Below are 23096 nucleotides of genomic sequence, written 5' to 3'. Positions count from 1 at the left end.
GCTGAGAGGAGTTGGTACACCATGAAAATCCTCGTCCCCGTAAAGCGGGTGCTCGATTATAATGTGAAGCCGCGCGTTAAGGCCGACGGCACTGGCGTTGATCTTGCCAATGTGAAAATGTCCATGAACCCCTTTGACGAAATCGCTGTTGAAGAAGCGATCCGTCTGAAGGAAAAGGGCGTGGCAACCGAAGTCATCGTCGCTTCTATCGGTCCTGCAAAGGCCCAAGAAACGCTGCGTACGGCGTTGGCCATGGGCGCTGACCGCGCGATTTTGGTGCAAACCGACGATGAAGTTGAGCCTTTGGCCATTGCCAAAATCCTCAAGGCCATTGTGGACGGCGAAACGCCTTCGCTGGTCATCTTGGGCAAGCAAGCCATTGACGGCGACAATAACCAAACCGGCCAAATGCTGGCTGCGTTGACCGGCTATGCGCAAGGTACCTTCGCTAGCGCCGTCAATGTCGACGGTGACAGCGTGAACGTGACCCGCGAAGTGGACGGCGGTCTGGAAACGGTGAAGCTGAAGCTTCCCGCCATCGTCACCACCGACCTGCGTTTGAACGAACCGCGCTATGCTTCGCTGCCCAACATCATGAAGGCAAAATCGAAGCCGCTCGAAAACAAAACCCCTGCTGATTATGGCGTCGACACCGCACTGCGCGTCAAGACCGTCAAGGTTAGCGAGCCTGCCGTTCGTTCGGCTGGCATCAAGGTGGCGGATGTGGACGAACTGGTCGCCAAGCTCAAAGCCATTGGCGTGCATAGCTGATCCGCACTGAACTAAGGGATTAAGAGATATGAAAACTCTGGTTTGGGTCGAACATGATGGTTCGGCGGTAAAGGACGCCACGCTGGCAGCAGTAACCGCTGCATCGAAGCTGGGTGAAGTGCATCTGCTGGTGGCTGGTGCTGGCGTAGACGGCGTGGCTTCGGCTGCTGCGGCTATTGCTGGTGTGGCCACCGTGCATGTGGCGGACAATGCAGCATTTGCGAATGCGTTACCGGAAAATCTGGCACCGATGATCGTGGATCTGATGGGCAGCCATGACGCCTTTGTGGTTCCTGCGACCACGACCGGCAAGAATGTCGCGCCGCGCGTTGCTGCGTTGCTGGACGTCATGCAGATTTCGGAAATTTTGTCGGTCGAAGGTCCCAAGACCTTCACCCGCCCAATCTATGCCGGAAACGCCATTGCGACGGTCGAAAGCTCGGACAGCAAGCTGGTCTTGACGGTTCGTGGCACGGCTTTTGAAAAGGCTGCGACCACCGGTGGTTCGGCCAGCATCGAAGCGGTTTCGGCTGGCGGTGACGCTGGTTTGTCCAGCTTTGTTGGTTCGGAAATTGCTGCATCGGAACGTCCGGAACTGACATCGGCCAAGATCATCGTATCGGGTGGCCGTGCGCTGGGCAGCAGCGAAGCGTTTGAAGCCACCATCACGCCATTGGCTGACAAGCTGGGCGCAGGACTGGGTGCTTCGCGCGCGGCTGTTGACGCTGGCTATGTTCCCAATGATTATCAGGTCGGTCAAACTGGCAAGATCGTCGCACCGGAAGTTTATTTCGCTATCGGTATTTCGGGTGCGATCCAGCATTTGGCCGGTATGAAAGATTCCAAGACTATCGTCGCCATCAACAAAGATGAAGACGCACCGATTTTCCAAATCGCGGATTATGGCTTGGTCGCAGACCTGTTCACGGCTGTGCCAGAACTGACGGCGAAAATCTAAATAGCGGAGAGCGTGCTTGACCCAAGGTAACCATCCCGGCGTGGCTGGTATCGATAAGACCGGATTTAGCGCCGGTGGACGTACGGCGGCACGCCTTTCTGATGGATCCTTGGATGATCCCAATTTTGTAGAGGGAGCGGACAGCGATATTGCTGATCGCTCCCTTATTCTTGCCAGCGTGGCCCGCGATGCGCGGTTGGACAGCAAATATTTGCTGTTGATCATTTTGGCGACCGCCATTGCAACGCTGGGGTTGCTGCAAAGCAGTGCGCCTGTGGTGATTGGTGCGATGTTGGTGTCGCCCTTGCTCGGCCCGATTATGGGCATTGGATTTGGTTTGGCGGTCATTGACCCAGGCCTGATCAAACGGTCGCTCGTGACCTTACTGGTGGGTGCATTGCTGGCCATTGCGGTGGCTGCACTGATTATTTGGCTGTCCCCGATCAAGGATGTGACGCCGGAAATTCGGGCCAGAACCCAACCGACGTTGATTGATTTGGGCGTGGCTGTGGTCGGCGGCATTGCTGGCGTATATGCCATTTTACGCAAATTATCGGGCGTGATGGTGGGTGTCGCCATTGCAACGGCGCTGGTGCCGCCACTGTCGACGGTGGCCTTTGGTATCACCACCGGACGGTTTGACTTTGCCATGGGGGCGGGGCTGCTGTTTATCACCAACACCATTGCGATTGCCATGGCGGCAACGGCGGTGGCACGGTTGAACAAATTTGGTCCATCGCTGACGGCGCAACATACGATGATGCAAATCGCGGGGATTTTGGTCGCGCTTAGTGTGCTGACCATTCCGCTGGGCATTTCGTTTAACAATATCGCCCGCGAAGTGCGCGCCCGCCATGCGGTGCAGGCGCAGTTGACCGATTTATTGGGGCGCGGTGACCGCGTCGATAGCATGAATGTGCGGGTTGAGGGCCAAACCATCGCGGTCGATGGGGTGGTGTTGGTGAATGATTATGACCCGCAACTCGCCCAAAAACTGACCAAGGCTTTGGATGGTGAGTTGCAGGCGGATGTGCGGGTGAGCATTGCTCAATTGCGCCAGCAAAATAACGCTGCGGTTGAGGGCGAAGCGCAAATTAATCGCCGCTTGGCGATGTTGGAAGAGCGCGAGGATAGCAGCCGTGCCATTTTGGCGGGGCTAACGGTGGGCGAATTAATCCCACGCGACCAATTATTCCTTGATGCGCAGGCGCGCCGCGTGATCGTGCAGCGTGATCGCGAAGCCGAAGGAGAGCAGGTCGCCGCTGCGATTGATCGCATTATGGCGTCGGTGCAGGCTGGTTATCCGGAATGGTTGATTCAAAATGGGCAATTCACATCACCGCCGCCCATAAAGCCACGGTCTTCGGCACAAGAATAGAAATGCCTATGCCGTGACGCCGTGCGAGAGCATCGGCACGGTGGATGCGAAAACATAGCGGTGGATCACCGTATACAGCCGTAGACCCAAAATATGGGCGCGGCACGACAAGATGGGGAGAGGGAAAATATGACGCTTGTGCTGGTCGAGAAACAAGATGGCGTTGCCACGGTAACGCTGAACAGACCCGAGGCTATGAACGCTTTGTCGCGGGCGCTACGCGATGAATTTTGTCAGACGATGGACGAATTGGCTGCGGACGTTGATGTACGCGCCATTGTGGTGACGGGTGCAGGAACCCGCGCTTTTACTGCCGGATTGGACCTGAAGGAATTGGGTTCGGATTCCAGCCAATTGTCCGCAGCCAATGCTGCAACCAAAAGTGACAATCCGGCCAAAGCCATAGAAGCCTGCCCACAGCCTGTTATTGGGGCGATTAACGGCGTGGCGATAACGGGCGGCTTTGAAGTGGCCTTGGCTTGTGATTTTCTGATCGCATCCCCCAATGCCCGTTTTGCCGATACGCATGGCCGTGTTGGCATTTTGCCAGGCTGGGGTTTGTCGGCCCGATTGTCCCGTATCATTGGCATTGGCCGGGCCAAGCAATTGTCCCTGACCGGTAATTTTTTGGACGCCGAAACGGCCTGTGACTGGGGGTTGGTCAGCGAAGTGGTGCCAGCGGATCAGTTGGTGGCGCGTGCCCAGCAATTGGCGCGGGACGCCGCCAGCATCGACCCCGCCATGGCCCAAGATTATAAGAAATTGATCAATGACGGATATGGGATGAGCCTGAATGAGGCCATGGAATATGAGCGCCGCATATCCGCTGCCCGCAACAGTGCGGTCAGCGCCGAGGATGTCGAACAGCGCCGCCGCGCCGTGATGGAAAGAGGCCGAGAACAAAAATCCTGAGAGAGCGGACGGACATCCGTATCGCTTCATATAAAAATTACTTAGGGTGCTTAGGATTATATAAGGGAGACGATTCGTGGCTTTTCATCAGATGGGTCAGCAGCATGGCTGAATGGACAGAATCCTTGAGCCAAGTGATGGCCCGCCATGTGGGTGCGGGGCAAGTAGACGGGTTGGCGCGCTTGTCGGGCGGCGCGAATATGGAGAGTTGGGCCTTTTCTTGGGCGGGCGGCGACTATGTTTTGCGCCGCGCTCCGTCGGCCGAATATATGGCCAACCGCCCCTATAAACATCCCACCGAGGCGGCTTTGGTTCGCGCCGCTTATGACCATGGGGTGATGGCCCCCGAAGTGGTGGCGGTCTTGGCTGACAGCGACCAAATGGGCACCGGCTATGTCATGCGCCGCGTGATGGCCGAGGTTTCGCCAGCAAAAATTTTGCCAGCCCCGCCACCATCGTTGATCGCCGATTTGGGGCGCGAATTGGCGCATATTCACGCCTTGCCCCGCGATGCGATACCGCAAGATATTCCAGAGATGCGGGCGGCAGACGGATTGGCCGCGCTAAAAGCCAATTTCATTAGCTATGGCGGGGACCGTCCCGTGATCGCGCTGGCGATTAAATGGTGCGAGGATAATCTGCCCGCCGCCGTTCCGCCTGTCTTGGTGCACGGCGATTATCGCATGGGCAATGTGATGGTCGATGACCAAGGGCTGGCCGCCGTGCTGGACTGGGAATTATGCCATTTGGGCGATGGCCATGAAGATTTGGCCTTTGGCTGTATGACGGTGTGGCGCTTTGGCATGTTGGACAAGCCTGCCTTTGGTGTGGGCAGTTTGGATGATTATTTCGCGGCCTATGAAGCCGCAGGCGGCGAAAAGGTCGACCCCAAACGGTTTCATTTTTGGTTGGTGTATCGCACCTTGTGGTGGGCGCTGGGCTGCTTGGATATGGGCCGTGTATGGCGCAATGGCGCGGACCGCACGGTCGAACGGGTGGTGATTGGTCGCCGCACCGCCGAACAGGAACTGGATTTGCTGATGCTGCTGGAAGGCGGCGCACCGGATGCAGAACGCGCCCGCGCCATGCCCGCCAGTGCGCCGACAACGCCCGCGCCGCATGGCGAACCCAGCAACCGCGAAATGATCGAGGCTGTGCGGGAATGGATTGAAATGGACATCAAGCCCAAAGCCCAAGGCCATGACAAATTTCAAGCCGTGGTCGCCATGAATGCGCTGGGTATTTTGATGCGCGATTTGGATGCGGGCATCCGCGCGGAAGACAAGGGATTGGCAGACGCGATTTTGGACGGCACCCGCGATTTAAGTGAAGCGGGGCTTTTGGCGCAGCTACGCCGACAGGTGATCGACAAATGTAGCGTGGACAGCGCGAAATACCCCGCCTTGGCCGCTGCCCGCGCCAAATGGGAACAATAATAAAAGAAAAATAAAGAGGAGAGGTTCGTCGTGGATTTTTCGATACCAGCCGATTTACAGGCCTATTTGAACGAATTGGATGCGTTTATCGCAGCCGAGATTAAGCCATTGGAAGAAGCGGACGATAATATACGCTTCTTTGACCACCGCCGTGAACATGCGCGGACGGACTGGGACAATCAGGGCCTGCCACGCCATGAATGGGAAGATTTGCTGCGCCAAGCTCGTAAAAAGGCCGATGCTGCAGGGCATTTTCGTTTTTCTGCCCCCAAGAAATATGGCGGCAAGGACGGCAGCAATTTGTGGATGGCGGTGATCCGCGAACATTTTGCCGCCAAGGGCTTAGGCCTCCACAATGATCTACAAAATGAGCATAGCATTGTCGGCAATTTCCCCTTTGTGGAAATGTTCGAGCAATTTGCCACCAGCGATGAACAAAAGAGCGAGTTCATCTTGGGCGGATTTGAAGGCACACGCCGCACCGCCTTTGGCCTGACCGAACCCAATCATGGGTCGGATGCCACCCATATGGAAACCCACGCGGTGCGCGAAACGCGCGATGGGGTTGATGGCTGGCTGATCAATGGCGAGAAGATGTGGACCACGGGTATGCATGTGGCGACGCATTGCGCCACATTCTGCCGCACCAGCGGCAAGGATGGCGACGCCAAAGGGATCACCTGCTTGCTGGTTCCAAACCCCAGCGAAGGGTTGCAGATCGAAGAATATCTGTGGACGTTTAACATGCCCACGGACCATCCGCGCGTCAGCTTTACCAATGTCTGGGTGCCGGACAGCGCGCGTTTGGGGCCGGTGGATGGCGGCTTGTCGATTGCCCAAAGCTTTGTGCATCAAAACCGCATTCGTCAGGCGGCATCGTCGCTGGGCGCGGCGGTTTATTGCATCGAGGAAAGCGTGCGCTATGCCCGTGAACGCAAACCATTTGGTGAGGCACTGGCCCGCAATCAGGCCATTCAATTCCCGCTGGTGGAATTGGCGACACAGGCCGAAATGCTGCGCTTGCTGATCCGCAAAACCGCGTGGGATATGGACAATATGCCGCACAAGGAAGTGGAGCGGAATTTGTCGGACAAGGTCAGCATGTGCAATTATTGGGCGAACCGCTTGTGCTGCGAAGCGGCGGACCGCGCCATGCAAGTGCATGGCGGCATGGGTTATTCCCGCCACAAGCCATTTGAACATATTTATCGCCACCACCGCCGTTACCGGATCACCGAAGGGGCGGAGGAAATTCAGATGCGCAAAGTTGGTGCTTATCTGTTCGGCTATTTGGGTCCGCGCCGCGAGACCTTGGGTAAAATCTGATCTTAAGGGGGCCGCACGATGTTGCGGCCCTTTTTATATGGGAGATGGACAATGACAGCCGAACCGCAAGCGAACGAAACATTTCGCGTGTTCCGCAAAGGGGACGCACCGCATTTGCATGAAACGGGGGCGATGGTGCTGGCGGCGATGACGCCTGTGGTCGCCGAAGGGGTGGGCCGCTGGGTAGAGGCGGGATTGCACGAAGGCAATGAAACGCGGGTGTTATTTTCCACCCCGCATATGAGCCTGACCTATGCTTGGTTCAAAAGCGACTTTCCGTTGCCGATCCACAGCCATGATGCCGATTGCTTATATTATATTTTGGCCGGGTCGCTGAAATTGGGCAACGAGATTTTGCAGGCTGGCGACGGATTTTTTGTCGGCAAAGATGTGCCCTATAGCTATCGCCCCGGCGCGGAAGGGGTGGAGGTATTGGAATTTCGCACCGTTGACCATTTTGATATGAAAATGAAGGGCGCAACCAGCGCCTATTGGGACAAGATCGTCGGTGGTATGGATGCCGCGCGACCAAAATGGGGCAGTGAAAACCCGCCCTCTAGCCCGCGTCCGTCCTGAATTACCACCTTTCTTGTGGCCACCAGCGAAATGAAGCTAGAGCCACAAGGAAAGATAACGCACTGGTTCAGCGTTTGCGCACAAATTCAGCGCGCAGGACCAAGCCCTTGATTCCATCGTGGCGGCAGTCGATTTCCTGATCGTCGCCGGTCAAACGAATGGACTTGATCACCGTGCCGACCTTCAGGGTTTGCCCTGCGCCTTTGACCGTTAAATCTTTGATCAACGAAACGCTGTCGCCGTCTTGCAAAATATTGCCCACGGCATCGCGCACCACAGGGCCTGCGGCGGCGGCGTCTTGGCGTGCCTGAACTTCACTGGCCGGCAACCATTCGCCGCTGGCCTCGTCATAGACATAGTCTTCATCATTGCTGCTCATGCCGATGCTCTGCACCGGAACGGGGGGCGGGGTCAATGATGGCCGGAAAACATCGCTGGTGACGAAAGGCGCTTGGCAAATATCTATCATTTGATAAGTTTCATTAGAAAACGAAAAAAATGGGAGAATCTGGATGCATGATCTGGTGATTCGTGGCGGCACGATTGTCGACGGCACGGGCGGCGCGCCCTTTGTTGCGGATATTGCGATTGATGGTGATCGTATCACGGCCATTGGCGGAAATATTGGTAATGGCACCCAAGAGCTGAACGCGCAGGGCAAGATTGTGACCCCCGGCTTTGTGGACGTGCATACCCATTATGATGGTCAGGCCACATGGGATCAGGAAATGGCCCCTTCGTCATGGCATGGCGTGACAACAGTGGTGATGGGCAACTGCGGTGTCGGCTTTGCCCCCGCTCGGCCTGATCGCCACGAATGGCTGATCAGCCTGATGGAAGGCGTAGAGGATATCCCCGGCACGGCCTTGGCCGAAGGGATGAAGTGGGATTGGGAAAGTTTTCCCGAATATATGGATGCGCTGGAACGTCTGCCGCGCACGGTCGACGTGGCTTGCCATGTGCCACATGGCGCGGTGCGGGCCTATGTGCTGGGCGACCGTGAAAAACCGGGGGCCATTCCGACCGACGAAGATATTGCGGAAATGTCGCGCATTGTCGAAGAAGGCGTGCGGGCAGGGGCGCTGGGCTTTTCAACCAGCCGCACAGTGCTGCACAAATCCATTGATGGCGAATTGGTACCGGGCACCACCGCCACCGCCGAAGAGTTGGTCGCCATTGGGCGCGGTATGGGCCGTGTGGGATATGGCGTATTTGAAATGGCCAGCGATATGAAGCGCGAGTGGAATGAGTTTCAATGGATGGGCGACCTTAGCCGTGAAACGGGCTTGCCGGTGACCTTTGCTGCGCTACAATCCAATGTCAAAGAATTGCCGCTGGAAGAACAAATTTCCGAAATGCGGGCGCAAAATGATAATGGCGCCAATATTGTGGCGCAAATTGCGCTGCGCGGAAATGGTGTTGTCATGGCATGGCAGGGCACCGTTCATCCCTTCTTGTATAAACCAGCGTGGCGGGAATTGGCGCATTTGGACTGGGCGCAAAAGCTAGAGCGTTTGCGCGACCCCGAGGTACGCCGCCGCATGACCAGCGAAGCCAGCATTTGGCCGAAAAGCGACATTTTGGAATTTCTGCAATCGGTAGCGGAAGGTTGGCCGATGCAGTTCGAAATGGACCCTGACTTTAACTATGAGCCAACAGCCGAAGAAAGCGTTGCATCGCGCAGCGTCAAGACAGGCGTCACGCCCGCCGAATATGCTTATGATCTGTTGATGAAGGATGATGGCAAAGGATTTATTTATTTCCCGATTTTGAACTATCGCGATGGCAATTTGGACTTTTTGGAAGATTTGCAGGCCGCCGATGATACGGTGAACAGCCTGTCGGACGGCGGCGCGCATTGCGGCACCATTTGCGATGCGGCTTCGCCGACCTTCATGTTGCAACATTGGGTTCGTGACCGGAAAAAAGCCCGTATTTCCCTCGAAGTTGCGGTGAAGCGTCAGTGCCGCGATACGGCGCTGCTCTATGGACTGGAAGATCGCGGCTTGTTGGCGGCGGGATATCTGGCGGATCTGAACGTCATTGACATGGATGGCCTGAAATTGGGCAAGCCGTGGATGGCCTTTGACTTGCCAGCGGGCGGCAAGCGTTTGCTGCAAAAAGCGGATGGCTATGTCGCAACCATCAAATCGGGTCAGGTCACATTTCGTGATGGTGCGTTGCAAGGCGTTTTCCCTGGCGGAGTCATCCGTGGGCCGCAGCGCGCGGACTATGCTTTGGCGGCGGAATGATGAAAGGCATCAGGCTGCGCGCCCCTGCGTCGCTGGACAATTTGACCTATGTCGAATTGCCGGACGCGGGGGAACCCAAGGCAGGGGAGATTCGGGTGAAGTTGATGGCTTCATCGCTGAATTATCATGACTATGCGGTTGTGGCGGGCATGATCCCAACCCAAGATGGGCGCATCCCCATGTCAGATGGTGCCGGCGTGGTAGAGGCGGTGGGCGAGGGAGTTGTCGACTTTCAAGTCGGTGATTTGGTCGTCTCGCTCTTCTTTCCGGATTGGCATGATGGGGCCGCGTCCAGCAGCGCCTTCACCCGCGTTCCGGGGGATGGGATGGATGGCTATGCCCGCCAATCCGTGACCGTTCCGGCCCATTATTTCACCCATGCCCCGACAGGATATAATGCAGCGCAGGCCGCCACATTGACCTGTGCTGGAGTCACGGCGTGGCGCGCGCTCTTTGTGGATGGCAATGTGCGGCCGGGGTCAACGGTGTTGATACAAGGCAGCGGCGGCGTATCGATATTTGCGTTGCAATTGGCCAAGATGGCGGGCGCTACGGTCATTGCGACCAGCTCGTCGGATGAAAAGCTGGAACGTTTGCGCGCTATGGGGGCGGACCATCTGATCAACTATCGCGAGCAGGCGGCGTGGGGCGTCAAGGCGTTGGACTATACGGGCGGTCGCGGCGTCGACCATGTTGTGGAAATTGGCGGCGCGGGCACATTGGACCAAAGCATGGTGGCAACGCGGGTTGGGGGGCATATCGCCCTGATCGGCGTGCTGGCTGGGTTCGCTGGACCCGTTCAGACGGCCATGCTGATGGCCAAAAATTTGCGCGTTCAAGGGTTAACAGTTGGCAGCCGCCAGCATCAATTGGACATGATCGCCGCGATTAACGCCAATGGCTTGAAGCCGGTGGTGGACTGCCATTTCGCCTTGGCAGATTTGGCGGGGGCATTTTCCCATCAAATATCGGGCCGCCATTTCGGCAAGATTGTGGTGGATATCGCATAACGCGCCAATAATGAACCGAAAAACCCGCACGCGGACTTGTTCTCGGACGGGAGGGGGAGGGCGGAAAGACGATCTGGGTCGTCTTTCCGCCCCATTTTGTTCAGCGGAGCAAGTCGGACGGCAGGGTCGGTTCGCTGATCAATTTTTCCATACGATGCCAGCGCGTTTTTTCATCCGCACCATCGGCCTCGACAAAGGCGCGCACCATGGCTTCGCCCAAACCATAGTTGATGACATAGCTGCGATATTGTTCGGTAAAGCGAATGGATTGGTCGGCCCGCTGGGGCGTTAGCAGCAAATATTTCTGGCTGAGCGCGACGGCGGTGGCGCGATCAATTTCGCCGTCCAAATATAGCTGGGCAATGGTCAGACGCGCACCGCTGATCGCGGTCATGGCATCTTGGACCCGCCAATAAAGATCATCATGTGCGGGCGGCAAACCCGCCAGCGGCATCAGCACATCCCGCTCGACCTGTTGTTTGGCGGGAAATGCCAAGTCTATGCCATAATTGGCTGATCCTTCGGCAATCAGGCTGAGCGGGCTGTAGAGCGGATAGACGCTAAATTCCTGCCAGCCTTGTCCGCGTACCAGCTTTTCTTCCAATTTCATGTTCAGCAAATGATGGCCCGGATAACCTTCGTGGCACCCCAGATCGATGGCACGTGGCAGGCGGATGGGGAAATCCGTGTTGACCTCTATCTTGCTGTGAAAATTGCCTTGGTAATAATTATATCCGCTCCAGCTTTTGTCGGTCACAAAGTTAAGTAGGAAGCTTTCGCCGTCCGGCATCGCAATATGAGCCATGCTTTTGGCGCGGCACAAGGCAATGGCTTTGTCAAAAACGCTTTGCAGCCGGTCTTTAGCAATGGTGAAACGGGCCGAAAATTCCTCGACACGCTGGGGCAGTGGCCCGCCGCCAGCCAACATTTTGTCCAGCGCCGCCAAGGGGGCCTCATAATCGCTGAGCGGGTGCAAAATGGGGCGGACGCCGAACAACCGCTCTGCCTCATCCGCAAAGCGAAATGTTTCGCCTTGCATCATGCGCAGGCGCGTCTCTGCGGCGTAAATTTGCGCGGACAGCGCGGCCAAGCGGCGCTGTTCCATGCTGTCTCGGCTTTGCTGTTGTAATTGCTGCGCCGTACGGCGCAAATGGATGGCGGCTTGGGTGAGCTCTGCCTTGCTACGCGGGGCCGCTTCGGCCGCTTGGCGTAAGGCGGGGTCGCCATAATAGGCGTCGATATAGCCCGCTTCATGGGCCCCCGCTTCAAGGGACAGGCGCACAAAATCAGCGGCCAATTGGTTGACCGCCTGTGCGTTGACCGATGACGCCGCTGCTGTCCCCGTCATGTTTGCACCATCGTTGTTACTCACGCTGGCGCTTGGGACGGGGGTGTTGGCGCAGCCGGATATCCACAAGGCGCTGCTACACAGGATGGAAAGCATGGCGGGACGGATCATGCGCTGGCTCCTTTATATGTCATCGCCAGCCTGTCCGAAATGTCAGCGACATCGCCGTCCAATGTGATTTCGGCGTCGGCTTCAGCTTCTTCTTGATGATGGTCATCGGCCAATGGGGCAAAGCGCAAGACCAAGAAACCGACCAGCGCCGATAGGACCGAACCCATCAAAATGCCGACTTTGGCTTCGTCTTGAAACAAGGCATTATGGGCAAAGGCAAGGCCGCTGATAAACAGGCTCATCGTGAAACCGATGCCGCACAGGGCCGCAATCCCATAGATTTGCAACCATGTCGCGCCGCGCAACATCCCTGCAATGCCGCACTTCACACTCAGCCAGATGGCCCCAAAAATCCCAATTTGCTTGCCGAAAAACAGACCCGCTGCGATGCCCAATGGCAAGGGGGATAGGATATGGTCCATGGTCAAGCCGCCCAGCGAAACGCCCGCATTGGTAAAGCCAAAAAGGGGCACGATGAAAAAGCCGACCAACGCGTGCAAGCCATGTTCCAGACGGTGCAAGGGCGACGTGCTGCTGTCTGGTGCGCCTGGGGTGGTTTCCACGGGTACCGCCATGGCCGCCAAGACGCCTGCGATGGTGGCATGAACCCCCGACAGCAAGGTGGCATACCATAGGCAAGCAAAGAGAAGCAGATAAACGGTCAGGCTTTTGACCCGGCATTTGCCCAGCACCAGCATGACCGCCCAAATCATCGCTGCCGCCGCCAAGGCCATCATATTCATTTTGGCGGTGTAAAATATTGCGATAATGGCAACGGCGCCCATATCGTCCACAATCGCGACCGTGACCAGAAACAGTTTCAAGGATGTCGGCGCGCGGGACCCCAGCAACGCCAATACCCCCATAGCAAAGGCGATATCCGTCGCCGCAGGAATAGCCCAACCTTGAATAAGCGCAGGGTTTTGACCGGCGATCAGCGTGTATATGATCGCCGGAACCGCCATACCAGCGGCGGCGGCCATCATTGGCAAACGGCGCCTGTCCCAACTCGCCAAGCGGCCATCGACAAATTCGCGCTTAATCTCCAGCCCGACCAGCAAAAAGAAAATCGCCATCAGCCCATCATTGACCCACAGCAATAAGGACATGCTGCCCAGCTTGTCCGACAGCATGGGTCCAATGTCGGCATGAACAAAGGCCAGATAGGATTCGCTGAAGGCAGAATTGGCCATGATTATGGCCAAAATGGCAGCGATTATCAAAATCATCCCGCTGGCCATTTCGCTGGCAAGAAACGACCTGAGCGCCGAGCGAGGTGCTGAAATGCTGACCATATATCCTGTCTCTATTTTCGTATAATGACGCGAATTCGGATCATTTTGTAACGGGTGACATGATCTTTACAATCATGTTGATAGGTCACATCCTGTTCGCTTATCCGGTTTTATAAAGCCGAATATGGGGGGAGGGGCAAGCAGTGGAATATATATCCACGGCGATGGACAGTCTCGTCTGGATGACAGCGCGGGAGCTATTGTTGTTTGCGGCCATCGGAATTTTGCTGATCGGCTTGGACGATTTGCTGTTCGATCTTATGTGGCTGGGCACGCGCCGGAAACGGCGGGCGATGGCGGTTCATGTCGGGACGGATGATCTTCCCGGTGGCTTGCTCAGCGGACGCGGCGTACCGGATGGTGCCTTGGCGATTTTCTTACCTGCATGGGATGAGCATGAGATTCTGGCCGACACCTTGGCGCGTATGTTGGCTGCGTGGGACGGCGAAGATTTTTGCATTTATCTGGGCTGCTACCCCAATGATGAACGGACGATTTTGTCGGTGTCGCATTTGGTGTCTGCCGACTCGCGCCTGCGTCTGGTGGTGGCCGACCGCGACGGGCCGACAACCAAGGGTCATAATTTAAACCAAATGTGGACGGCTTTGGGCGTTGATGAACGGACCACGGGTCAGCGATATGCTGGGGTGATTTTGCATGATGCCGAGGACATTGTTCACCCGTTGGAATTGGCCGTTTACCGCCGTATGTTGGCGGCGCATTCGATGGTGCAAATTCCCGTTCAGGCGATTATTCCGGATGGCGGTCTGTGGGTGTCGGGCCATTATGCCGATGAATTTGCCGAGGCGCACCGCAAGGAATTGCCCCTGCGTTCGGCCTTGGGCCTGCCCATTCCGTCCGCTGGTGTGGGCTGTGCTTTGTCCCGCGACGCGGTGACTTTGCTGGCGATGGAGCGGGATGGCCTGCCGTTTCGGCCCGACAGCCTGACCGAGGATTATGAGATTGGCATTTTAATTGGCACCTATGGCTTGTCCGCCGCCTTTGTCGATGCGCGGGGGCCGGATGGATCACCCATCGTGTCGCGGGGCGAATTTCCCAATCAATTAAAAGCGTCGGTGCGGCAAAAGGCGCGCTGGGTCACTGGCATTGCCTTGGCGGGGTGGGGGCATTTGGGCTGGCCGCCTTTGCCCGCCGTAACCGCGCGATCGGGAAAATTGGCGACGCTGCTGGGGCATTGGATGCTGTGGCGTGATCGGCGGGGGCCGTTGGCAGCGGTGGTTATTTTGGCGGGATATGTCGCCTTGGCTTTGTTGCTGCTGCATTTGGCGGGCCGCGAATTTCTGGCGTGGAACGATGCGGGATGGGGGAGCGCCATGACGGCCTTGTTGACGGTGAACGCTGTGTTATTGGTGTGGCGGTTGGCGTGGCGGATGATTTTTACGGCGCAAGTACATGGCTGGCGCCAAGGGCTGTGCGCCCTGCCGCGCGCTTTGGTGGCCAATATGGTGGCGATCAGCGCGTCATGGCAGGCGGTGCGCAATTACATCCGCATGATCCGGTCGGGTCAGGTGGTGTGGGCCAAGACCCATCATGGCAAAAAATCTGGGCTGGCCCCGATGGGTGAGCATATATGACCCCGACTTATGGTTCACGCGGGTCGTGGTGGCGGCAAGCGCCAGCCTTGCGGTTTTTGGCGATATTCTTGCTGGGCTGGGTGGGGTTGCGGGCTTTATTCCCATTGGTTCCGGCTTTTTGGTTCGACGATGTCAGTGCGCGGGCGCTGGCTGAGCGGCCATTGGAGCAAGTGCCCCACCAAAGGACGCTGCCAGCGCCGCATACCGTGCCGCCCGCCCATGCGACGGGTGTGCCGCGTTACGACGCCAGAAATTGGGCGGCTAGCTATGGCGGTCAGCGGGCGCTGGGGCCTTTTGTGCACGCTAGGGGCCGACAAGCTGCCGTGGTCGAGCGCTTTGGCCTGTTGGAAGTGGGGAGCGGCGGTGACGCCGCTGGGAAGGCCGGAGCCGTAATGGACGCTGCACCCGCGATGGTTTTGGCACAACCTGTCGCGGCAAAGCCGACACAGGCGCATGGAATGTCTTTGACGTCCCGCCCTGCGAACGCCGCTGCGCCGCCCGCAATGATGATACCGCCGCCGGTCCGCTCTGTGCCTGCCGATGGGGACGGCGCGGCGTTCAAGGTGGATCGGCTTTCGGCGTCAGCATGGGTTTTCTTGCGCGACAATTTGGCGAACCGCCCCAACAATTTGCCAGTGGCTGGGGAATTGGGGGGAAGTCAGGCGGGACTGCGCGTCGCTTATGAACTGGACGGGGCGCAGATATGGCAGCTTTATGGTCGGGGCAGCGTGGCCTTGGGCCATGTGGCCCAAAGCGAGGCGGCGATTGGCATTAGCGCCAAGCCCGTCGCGGCGCTTCCGGTCCGCTTGGCGATAGAACGGCGACAGAAATTGGGGCGTGAAGGACGCTCTGCGATGGCGGCTATGATCGTCGGGGGCGTCAGTGGGCAATCGCTGCCTGCGAAGTTCCGGCTTGATACTTATGGTCAGGCGGGCGTCGTTGGGGTGCAGAAACGCGACGCTTTTGTGGACGGCGCGGTGGTGGTTGATCGGGCCGTCCGTCTGCGGAATGAGGCCCAGTCGCTGCGCTTGGGTGTGGTGGTGGCGGGGGCCTCCCAGCCCGATGTATCGCGGCTGGACATAGGGCCGCGCATCACGCTGCCGCTGCCGAAATTCGGTAAAGGAATGCGAGTGTCCTTGGATTGGCGGCACCGCGTGGCGGGCAATGCCCAGCCGAAAAATGGGGCGGCCTTGACCCTAGGCGCTGATTTTTAGGGAGTGCGGTTTGTTCGGCGACGGAAATTTGTACCAGAGGTGCAAATATATTCGTTGGGCAACGGCGCGGTGCGTTCCCCCGATGATATTTATGGGCTATTAGCAGCAAATGGCCCCTGATTTGGGGTGTCGTTCAGCGATAGAGGCTCATGGACCTTTACCTTCCCGTTGCCAATTTATCGGTTAATGCCTTGGTGATCATCATGCTGGGCGGCGGCGTCGGCTTGCTGTCGGGCATGTTTGGGGTGGGCGGCGGTTTTCTGACCACGCCTTTGCTGATTTTCTATGGCATTCCCCCAACGGTCGCGGCGGCATCGGCTGCGACGCAGGTGACGGGCGCCAGTGTTTCGGGCGTGATGGCGCATTTGGAACGCGGCGGCGTGGATTTGCGCATGGGCGGCATTTTGGTCGTCGGCGGAATCATAGGGTCGATGCTGGGGGCGCTGATTTTCGAGTTATTGGCCAGCGTGGGTCAGATCGATACCGCTATTGCGATCTTATATGTCGTGTTGCTTGGTTCGGTTGGCAGCTTGATGGCCAAAGAAGCATGGGGTGTGTTTCGTGCCAACAAGGCGGGCGTTCCTCCGCCAGCACGCAAACGGCGGCATCACCCCTTGGTGGCCAGCCTGCCGCTGCGGTGGCGTTTTTACCGGTCGGGTCTGTATATATCTCCGCTCGCTCCGCTGATTTTGGGCGCGGTGGTTGGTATTTTGACCATGTTATTGGGCGTCGGCGGCGGGTTCATCATGGTGCCAGCCATGCTCTATTTGCTGGGCATGAGCACCCAAGTGGTGGTTGGCACATCCTTATATCAAATCTTGTTTGTGACTATTGCCACCACCATGGTCCACAGCATGACCACGGGCGCCGTGGACATTGTGCTGGCGGGATTGTTGCTGCTGGGCAGTGTGGTCGGTGCCCAAATTGGCGCGCGTTTTGCCCAGCGGGCCAAGCCAGAATATTTGCGCATGGCCTTGGCGGCGGTGGTGTTGCTGGTGGCGCTGCAAATGGCGGTGGGTTTGTTCATTCGCCCTGCTGAAATTTACACGGTGCAATGATGATGTGGCGGGGCATCGGCATGGCAGGGGCCATGATGGCGGCGCTATGTGCAGCGGCCCCCGTGGCGGCTGACCAGCAAGACCCGCGCTTGGTGCCCGATGTATCCAGCCGCAACATTGAAATTCAATATAGTTTTACTGGCGAAGAGTTGCTGTTGTTCGGGGCGATTCTTTATCCCGATCAGCGTTTGCCAGACGACCGCGCCGATATTGTGGTGGTACTGAAAGGGCCTGTGCGACCCATGGTGCTGCGCGAAAAAAGCCGGGTCGCGGGTATTTGGGTGAATGCCCAAAGCCTGCGTTTGCGCAGTGCCCCTGCTTATTATGCGATTGGTTCGTCGCGGCCCATCGACAAATTGGTCGATGAGCGAACGGCGGCGATTTTTGAATTGGGCCTTAGCAACCTGTCCATGTCGCCGACCGGATTTGGCGAAGCAGAGAATTTGGGCCGTATGGAAGCGGGCTTGATCGACCTGTATAAAAGGCTGGGCCTTTATTATGAAAATTCCTCGGCCGTAGAGATCAGCGAGGGGGTCCTTTATCGCGCTCGTTTGGCCGTGCCCGCACGCGTGCCCGAAGGGACGTACCGCGCCGAAACTTTCTTGATCAGCAAGGGGCGCGTGTTGGCCGTTGCATCGCGCGATGTCGAAATTCGTAAAGCGGGCTTTGAACGATTTGTTGCTGAATCGGCCGAAGAAAATGGCTTTCTATATGGGCTCAGCGCGGTCGCTTTGTCGTTGGTCATGGGCTTTGGGGCGTCGGCCTTGTTTCGGCGGCGATAGGGCATAGATTTTATCCTATGGTGGCTCCTGTGGTGGCTGGGGCCAACCCTTTGTTTACCCTATGGGGTTATGTGGGTGGTGATTTTGGTATGACCCGTGGGGCCTGCCAGCAACATATGAAGGCGGGGCGATTATGGAAAATTTCGGCGGACAGTCGATGGCTGTGCAAGATGCGGGGTCGTCCAACGATGATGTGATGGAACGTCTGTTGGTGGGCGAAGTGATTGCGGTTTCCGGATCGTCAGCCCGTTTGTTGATGGATGCGGCCTTGATGGCACCCTTCATGAATGATCCCGATCAGGCGCTCGCCATGGCGGGCCAAGTGGGGTCGCAAGTGAAATTGCGCGTTGGGGCCTTTTTGTTGCTGGGCACTATCAGGGATCAGGAAATTAAGGATGGTGTGAACGGCAAGGTCATCGCCCTGATGGATTTTCTGGGCGAGGGGGACGAAAATCGGGAAACTGGCGTGATTAACAAATTCCGGCGCGGGGTGACGCGTTTCCCCATTCCGGGCACCAAGGTTTATGCGGCGACCAGCCAAGACTTAAAGCAAATCTATGCCGCCGATGAACGCGCCCATGTGGAAATTGGCACCGTATTCCCGACCAAGGACATTAGAGCATCGCTCTATATCGACGCCATGCTGGGCAAGCATTTCGCGCTGCTCGGGTCGACCGGTACGGGGAAATCGACCAGTGCGGCCTTGGTGCTACACCGCATATGCGAACTGGCCCCCCAAGGGCATATCGTGATGATCGATCCGCACGGTGAATATGCCTCGGCCTTTAAGGGCACCGGCGCTTTGTTCGACGTCGACAATTTGGCGATGCCATATTGGTTGATGAATTTCGAAGAACATTGCGAAGTGTTCGTCACCGTTCAGGGCGAAGAGCGGCAGAGCGATTGCGACGTCTTGGCCAAATGTTTGCTGCAAGCGCGCCAGAAAAGCCGCTTGGCGCAAGGCATGACCAAAATCACGGTCGACAGCCCGATCCCTTATTTGCTGTCCGACTTGTTGGCCATTTTGACCAATGAAATGGGCAAGCTGGACAAGGCGACCAACAGCACGCCTTATATGCGGATTAAAAGCAAGATCGAAGAAATGCGGGCGGATCCGCGTTATAATTTCATGTTTTCGGGCATGTTGGTGGCGGATACGATGTCGAATTTTATCGGCAAAATTTTCCGCCTGCCCGCCGAAGGGCGACCCATTTCGATTATCGACGTGTCAGGTGTGCCCAGCGATATTACGTCGGTGGTGGTGGCGGTCTTGTCGCGCTTGACATTTGACTATGCCATTTGGTCGCGCGGGGAACAGCAGCACCCCATTTTGTTGGTTTGCGAAGAAGCCCATCGCTATATTCCCGCGAAAGATGTGGGGCAGGGGCAGGCGGTCCGGAAAATATTGGAGCGTATCGCCAAGGAAGGCCGGAAATATGGCGTGTCCTTGGGGTTGATTACCCAGCGTCCATCCGATTTGGCCGAAGGCGTATTGTCGCAATGCGGCACGATATTGACCATGCGTTTGAACAACGAGCGCGACCAATTGTTCGTCAAGGCGGCGATGCCCGAAGGGGCGCGCGGATTTGTCGACAGCATTCCGGCGCTGCGCAACCGCGAAGCCATTGTGTGCGGCGAGGGTGTGTCCATTCCGGTGCGCGTTAATTTTGACGATCTGGAAGAAGATAAACGTCCAGCCTCCAGCGATCCGCTATTCTCGCAATTGTGGACGCATAGCGGCGGAGAGGCGAATATGCTGGAACGAGTGGTCAAGCGTTGGCGCAGCCAAGGCCGCTAAACATTGTTCTGAGCCGGATAAACGGGGGGTGCGTTGGACGATGCAGCCCCCTTTTTTAGTCGCAAAAATGGGGTGCGATGAACGACGGGCTGAGTCGGAGTATCAGAAGCGTGCGCGAACGGTAGTGGAGGCGGAGGGGCGGCCGGATAAGTGGCAGCCCGCGCCGCAGCGCGCCGAAATGCGTGGGTTGATAAGCTTTTGCTTTTGGCTTGATGATTGCGGGGAAAGTCTCTATAGCAACCTCACTCCTAGACATGGTTATCCAGATGGGACGCCGCGGTGACTGCCACGGTGGGCAAAAGCCTATTTTGGTTCCGTCTTGCGATAGGGAATGGATTTGTTGGTCGATTTTGAAACCCTGAATGCGGTTATCGCCCCTGAAGTTGACAGCATGGGCTTGTCCTTGGTGCGCGTGGCATTTTTTGGCGGTGATAGCGAACCGACCCTGCAAATTATGGCGGAAGACCCCGCAACGCGCCAATTGCACATTGAACAATGTGCCGAATTGTCGCGCCGCATTTCGGTGCATTTGGATGCGCTGGAAGAAGCGGGCAATGACCCGATAGAGGGCAATTACCGTTTGGAAGTGTCGTCCCCCGGTATTGACCGCCCGCTGACGCGCCATGTGGATTTTTCCGAATGGGCTGGGTTTGAGGCCAAAATTGCGTTGAAAGAAAAGCTGAACGGACGTCAGCGTTTTAACGGCGAACTGGTTGGTATTGATGATGATAATGTGGTGACGGTGATCGACCGTGACGGCGTTTTGCATCATTTGGAATTTGATGCGATCGACACCGCGAAACTGGTGCTGACGGATAAGTTAATTGCCGCAACCGTCCCGCTTTCCGCAGAAGGCGCCGACGAAATGGAAGAAGAAGGACAGGACTGATGGCCACTGCCATTTCCGCCAATAAGGCCGAGTTGCTTGCCATTGCTAATTCGGTTGCCAGCGAGAAGATGATCGACAAAGCGATCGTCATCGAGGCGATCGAGGAAGCCATTCAGCGCGCTGCGCGTGCCCGTTATGGCGCAGAAAATGATATTCGTGCGAAACTGGATCCCGCATCCGGCGACCTGCGCTTGTGGCGCGTCGTGGAAGTGGTTGAGCAGGTTGACGATTATTTTAAACAGGTGGACCTGAGTGCAGCGCAAAAGCTGCAAAAGGGTGCGGCCATTGGCGACTATATCGTCGACCCGCTGCCGCCCGTTGATTTGGGCCGCATTGACGCCCAATCCGCCAAGCAAGTGATTTTCCAAAAGGTTCGCGAAGCAGACCGTCAGCGTCAATTTGCCGAATTTAAGGACCGCACCGGTGAAATCATCACTGGCGTGGTGAAGTCGGTAGAGTTCGGCCATATTGTGGTGAACTTGGGCCGCGCCGAAGGCGTGATCCGCCGCGACCAGCAAATTCCCCGTGAATTGATGCGCGTCGGTGACCGTGTTCGCGCCTTGATCTTGTCGGTGCGCAGCGAAGCACGCGGGCCGCAAATTTTCCTGAGCCGTGCGCACCCCGATTTCATGCGCAAATTATTCGCGCAAGAAGTGCCCGAAATTTACGATGGTATCATCGAAATCAAGGCGGCTGCGCGTGACCCTGGTTCGCGTGCCAAAATTGGTGTGATCAGCTATGATGGCTCGATCGATCCGGTTGGTGCCTGCGTTGGTATGAAGGGCAGCCGCGTTCAGGCTGTTGTTCAAGAAATGCAGGGCGAAAAGATCGACATCATTCCTTGGTCGGAAGATACGGCAACCTTTGTGGTGAACGCGCTTCAGCCCGCAACCGTTCAGCGCGTTGTGATCGACGAAGATGATGGCCGCATCGAAGTGGTGGTGCCGGATGACCAATTGTCATTGGCCATTGGCCGCCGTGGTCAAAACGTCCGTCTGGCCAGCCAATTGACCGGCAAGCAGATCGACATCATGACCGAAGCAGACGCCAGCGAAAAGCGTCAGAAGGAATTTGTTGAACGTTCGACCATGTTCCAAGAGGAACTGGACGTTGACGAAACGCTGGCCCAATTGTTGGTCGCCGAAGGCTTTAGCGAGCTGGACGAAGTCGCCTATGTGGCTTTGGAAGAATTGGCGTCGATTGAAGGCTTTGACGACGAATTGGCGCAGGAATTGCAAAGCCGCGCCAGCGAAGCGTTGGAACGCCGCGAAGATGCATCGCGTGAAGAACGCCGTGCCTTGGGCGTCGAAGACGCGCTGGCCGACCTGCCGCACTTGACCGAAGGCATGCTGGTTGTGCTGGGCAAAGCGGGTATCAAGACGCTGGACGATTTGGCTGACCTTGCGACCGACGAACTGATCGCCAAGAAGCGCACCGACAACCGCCGTGGTCCACGTGACCGCGTGGATGATCGTGGCGGTGTATTGGGCGAATATGGTCTGACTGACGAACAAGGCAATGAAATCATCATGGCCGCTCGTGCGCATTGGTTCGAAGATGAAGCCGATGCTGCAAATTCCGGGGAGGCCGCCGATGCGGACCCCGCACAATGACCCGTTAAGCCAGACAGACCGCGCAAAGGGGCGCGGCAAGCCGCAGCCTGAACGGCGTTGTGTGGTGACTGGCGAAGTGGCGCCAGCGGACCGGCTCGTGCGCCTTGCGCTCGGGCCGGACGGCGTCATTGCCGCTGATGTTCATGGGAAAGCGCCTGGGCGCGGGGCATGGATTGGCGTGAACGGCGCTGATCTGGAAGCCGCGCGCGTTAAGGGCAAGCTGAAGGGCGGCATTATCCGCGCTTTGCAAGACAGCCAGATTACGATCCCAGAGGATATTGTAGCCCGTATCGAAGCCCAGCTTCAGCGGGCGACCTTGGACCGTTTGGGGCTGGAGTCACGGGCTGGAACTTTGATCACGGGCAATGACCGGATCGAGGAAGCGGCACGGCGCGGTCAGGTTTCTTTGCTGCTTCATGCCGCGGATGCGGGTGAAGATGGTCGCCGCAAATTGGCGCAAGCATGGCGCGTCGGTTCGGATGCAGAGGGCAGTGATCTTGCTGGTCAGTCCTTGCCTGTGGACCGAGGTGCACTATCTATGGCATTAGGGCGTGAAAATGCGGTACATATCGCCGTGACCAATGCCCGGGCCGCAGAGCGGGTGTCAGCGCATTTGAACCGCTGGCAGTTTTTTACCGGATGGAGTAGGGACGCGGCAAGCCGTGGCCCGATCGACGATTCCCACCTAGCGGGGTCAGAATCTCGCGAAGCAGGGGCAGGGGTGGCGTCCATAACGACGGATACTGCCGTTTTGGACGCAAATTGAAGGATAAT

21 protein-coding genes are annotated in these 23096 nt (G+C 57.2%); 18 read left to right on the top strand and 3 right to left on the bottom strand.

The genetic code is table 11. The annotated features are described in order from the left end of the window. Positions 1-21 precede the first annotated feature (21 nt). The 7 genes from LKO31_RS10275 (at position 22) to LKO31_RS10245 (ending at position 7357) form a co-directional block, all read left to right on the top strand. A complete protein-coding gene (locus tag LKO31_RS10275) occupies positions 22-771 on the top strand; it encodes an electron transfer flavoprotein subunit beta/FixA family protein (RefSeq protein WP_227690406.1) in 750 nt (249 codons plus the stop codon). Between the two features lie 28 nt (positions 772-799). Beyond that, positions 800-1729: an electron transfer flavoprotein subunit alpha/FixB family protein gene (locus tag LKO31_RS10270; RefSeq protein ID WP_227690403.1), complete on the top strand. Its 930-nt coding sequence runs from the start codon at positions 800-802 to the stop codon at positions 1727-1729. 16 nt (positions 1730-1745) lie between these two features. After that, positions 1746-3107: a DUF389 domain-containing protein gene (locus tag LKO31_RS10265; RefSeq protein WP_227690401.1), complete on the top strand. Its 1362-nt coding sequence runs from the start codon at positions 1746-1748 to the stop codon at positions 3105-3107. 129 nt (positions 3108-3236) lie between these two features. Further along, positions 3237-4019 (top strand): enoyl-CoA hydratase, encoded by a 783-nt coding sequence (locus LKO31_RS10260; RefSeq protein ID WP_227690399.1) that lies wholly within the window; start codon positions 3237-3239, stop codon positions 4017-4019. 104 nt (positions 4020-4123) lie between these two features. Continuing rightward, positions 4124-5455, top strand: a complete 1332-nt coding sequence (locus tag LKO31_RS10255) for a phosphotransferase family protein (protein WP_227690397.1) — start codon at positions 4124-4126, stop codon at positions 5453-5455. Positions 5456-5485: 30 nt separating this feature from the next. Continuing rightward, a complete protein-coding gene (locus LKO31_RS10250; RefSeq protein WP_227690395.1) occupies positions 5486-6781 on the top strand; it encodes an acyl-CoA dehydrogenase family protein in 1296 nt (431 codons plus the stop codon). 51 nt (positions 6782-6832) lie between these two features. Beyond that, a complete protein-coding gene (locus LKO31_RS10245; protein WP_227690393.1) occupies positions 6833-7357 on the top strand; it encodes a cupin domain-containing protein in 525 nt (174 codons plus the stop codon). 67 nt (positions 7358-7424) lie between these two features. On the opposite strand, the gene LKO31_RS10240 is transcribed toward LKO31_RS10245, so the two are convergent. Further along, positions 7425-7736, bottom strand: a complete 312-nt coding sequence (locus LKO31_RS10240; RefSeq protein WP_227690615.1) for an alkylphosphonate utilization protein — start codon at positions 7734-7736, stop codon at positions 7425-7427. Positions 7737-7869: 133 nt separating this feature from the next. On the opposite strand from LKO31_RS10240, the gene LKO31_RS10235 reads away from it, so the two are divergent. Both LKO31_RS10235 and LKO31_RS10230 read left to right on the top strand, forming a co-directional pair. Then, the gene (locus LKO31_RS10235; RefSeq protein ID WP_227690392.1) at positions 7870-9609 is read left to right on the top strand and encodes an N-acyl-D-amino-acid deacylase family protein; all 1740 of its coding nucleotides are present in this window, start codon (positions 7870-7872) and stop codon (positions 9607-9609) included. Continuing rightward, positions 9609-10619 carry a zinc-dependent alcohol dehydrogenase family protein gene (locus LKO31_RS10230; protein WP_227690614.1) on the top strand — a complete coding sequence of 337 codons (1011 nt, stop codon included), beginning with the start codon at positions 9609-9611 and terminating at the stop codon, positions 10617-10619. The genes LKO31_RS10235 and LKO31_RS10230 overlap by 1 nt, the downstream gene beginning before the upstream one ends. Positions 10620-10719: 100 nt before the next feature. Here LKO31_RS10230 and LKO31_RS10225 read toward each other — a convergent pair whose 3' ends face one another. Together LKO31_RS10225 and nhaA are read right to left on the bottom strand one after the other, a co-directional pair. Next, entirely contained in the window at positions 10720-12078 is a 1359-nt protein-coding gene (locus LKO31_RS10225; protein ID WP_227690390.1) for a hypothetical protein, read from the bottom strand. Beyond that, complete coding sequence (nhaA, locus tag LKO31_RS10220; RefSeq protein ID WP_227690613.1) at positions 12075-13319, bottom strand: Na+/H+ antiporter NhaA; 1245 nt, start codon at positions 13317-13319, stop codon at positions 12075-12077. Before nhaA ends, LKO31_RS10225 begins: the two co-directional genes overlap by 4 nt. Here nhaA and LKO31_RS15000 point away from each other — a divergent pair. The 9 genes from LKO31_RS15000 to LKO31_RS10180 all read left to right on the top strand — a co-directional run bounded on the left by LKO31_RS15000 (position 13270) and on the right by LKO31_RS10180 (position 23088). Continuing rightward, positions 13270-13398: a hypothetical protein gene (locus LKO31_RS15000; RefSeq protein WP_265104629.1), complete on the top strand. Its 129-nt coding sequence runs from the start codon at positions 13270-13272 to the stop codon at positions 13396-13398. The two genes, nhaA and LKO31_RS15000, sit on opposite strands and share 50 nt — an antisense overlap. Positions 13399-13516: 118 nt before the next feature. Next, positions 13517-14968: a glycosyl transferase family protein gene (locus LKO31_RS10215; RefSeq protein WP_227690388.1), complete on the top strand. Its 1452-nt coding sequence runs from the start codon at positions 13517-13519 to the stop codon at positions 14966-14968. After that, positions 14965-16182 (top strand): hypothetical protein, encoded by a 1218-nt coding sequence (locus LKO31_RS10210; protein WP_227690386.1) that lies wholly within the window; start codon positions 14965-14967, stop codon positions 16180-16182. The genes LKO31_RS10215 and LKO31_RS10210 overlap by 4 nt, the downstream gene beginning before the upstream one ends. Positions 16183-16331: 149 nt before the next feature. Beyond that, positions 16332-17240, top strand: coding sequence for a sulfite exporter TauE/SafE family protein (locus tag LKO31_RS10205; RefSeq protein ID WP_227690384.1), 909 nt, complete (start codon positions 16332-16334; stop codon positions 17238-17240). 20 nt (positions 17241-17260) lie between these two features. Next, positions 17261-18022 carry a TIGR02186 family protein gene (locus LKO31_RS10200; RefSeq protein ID WP_227690382.1) on the top strand — a complete coding sequence of 254 codons (762 nt, stop codon included), beginning with the start codon at positions 17261-17263 and terminating at the stop codon, positions 18020-18022. Between the two features lie 157 nt (positions 18023-18179). Then, on the top strand, positions 18180-19820 hold the full coding sequence (locus LKO31_RS10195; protein ID WP_407699280.1) for an ATP-binding protein: 1641 nt from the start codon (positions 18180-18182) through the stop codon (positions 19818-19820). Positions 19821-20160: 340 nt separating this feature from the next. Beyond that, on the top strand, positions 20161-20709 hold the full coding sequence (gene rimP, locus LKO31_RS10190; RefSeq protein WP_407699279.1) for a ribosome maturation protein RimP: 549 nt from the start codon (positions 20161-20163) through the stop codon (positions 20707-20709). Beyond that, positions 20709-22322 carry a transcription termination factor NusA gene (nusA, locus tag LKO31_RS10185; RefSeq protein WP_227690379.1) on the top strand — a complete coding sequence of 538 codons (1614 nt, stop codon included), beginning with the start codon at positions 20709-20711 and terminating at the stop codon, positions 22320-22322. The genes rimP and nusA overlap by 1 nt, the downstream gene beginning before the upstream one ends. Then, positions 22303-23088 carry a DUF448 domain-containing protein gene (locus LKO31_RS10180; RefSeq protein WP_227690378.1) on the top strand — a complete coding sequence of 262 codons (786 nt, stop codon included), beginning with the start codon at positions 22303-22305 and terminating at the stop codon, positions 23086-23088. The genes nusA and LKO31_RS10180 overlap by 20 nt, the downstream gene beginning before the upstream one ends. Positions 23089-23096 lie beyond the last annotated feature (8 nt).

It is taken from the genome of Sphingopyxis yananensis (assembly GCF_020687785.1).
GTDB lineage: Bacteria > Pseudomonadota > Alphaproteobacteria > Sphingomonadales > Sphingomonadaceae > Sphingopyxis > Sphingopyxis yananensis.
Note: the sequence above shows the minus strand (reverse complement) of the source record. Positions and strands in the feature narration are given on the sequence as shown.

Coding starts and splice junctions, on each gene's coding strand:
- LKO31_RS10275 (WP_227690406.1), top strand. CDS start 22: ATGAAAATCCTCGTCCCCGTAAAGCGGGTGCTCGATTATAATGTGAAG.
- LKO31_RS10270 (WP_227690403.1), top strand. CDS start 800: ATGAAAACTCTGGTTTGGGTCGAACATGATGGTTCGGCGGTAAAGGAC.
- LKO31_RS10260 (WP_227690399.1), top strand. CDS start 3,237: ATGACGCTTGTGCTGGTCGAGAAACAAGATGGCGTTGCCACGGTAACG.
- LKO31_RS10255 (WP_227690397.1), top strand. CDS start 4,124: ATGGCTGAATGGACAGAATCCTTGAGCCAAGTGATGGCCCGCCATGTG.
- LKO31_RS10245 (WP_227690393.1), top strand. CDS start 6,833: ATGACAGCCGAACCGCAAGCGAACGAAACATTTCGCGTGTTCCGCAAA.
- LKO31_RS10240 (WP_227690615.1), bottom strand. CDS start 7,736: ATGAGCAGCAATGATGAAGACTATGTCTATGACGAGGCCAGCGGCGAA.
- LKO31_RS10235 (WP_227690392.1), top strand. CDS start 7,870: ATGCATGATCTGGTGATTCGTGGCGGCACGATTGTCGACGGCACGGGC.
- LKO31_RS10230 (WP_227690614.1), top strand. CDS start 9,609: ATGAAAGGCATCAGGCTGCGCGCCCCTGCGTCGCTGGACAATTTGACC.
- LKO31_RS10225 (WP_227690390.1), bottom strand. CDS start 12,078: ATGATCCGTCCCGCCATGCTTTCCATCCTGTGTAGCAGCGCCTTGTGG.
- LKO31_RS15000 (WP_265104629.1), top strand. CDS start 13,270: ATGATTATGGCCAAAATGGCAGCGATTATCAAAATCATCCCGCTGGCC.
- nhaA (WP_227690613.1), bottom strand. CDS start 13,319: ATGGCCAGCGGGATGATTTTGATAATCGCTGCCATTTTGGCCATAATC.
- LKO31_RS10210 (WP_227690386.1), top strand. CDS start 14,965: ATGACCCCGACTTATGGTTCACGCGGGTCGTGGTGGCGGCAAGCGCCA.
- LKO31_RS10205 (WP_227690384.1), top strand. CDS start 16,332: ATGGACCTTTACCTTCCCGTTGCCAATTTATCGGTTAATGCCTTGGTG.
- LKO31_RS10200 (WP_227690382.1), top strand. CDS start 17,261: ATGGCAGGGGCCATGATGGCGGCGCTATGTGCAGCGGCCCCCGTGGCG.
- LKO31_RS10195 (WP_407699280.1), top strand. CDS start 18,180: ATGGCTGTGCAAGATGCGGGGTCGTCCAACGATGATGTGATGGAACGT.
- nusA (WP_227690379.1), top strand. CDS start 20,709: ATGGCCACTGCCATTTCCGCCAATAAGGCCGAGTTGCTTGCCATTGCT.
- LKO31_RS10180 (WP_227690378.1), top strand. CDS start 22,303: ATGCGGACCCCGCACAATGACCCGTTAAGCCAGACAGACCGCGCAAAG.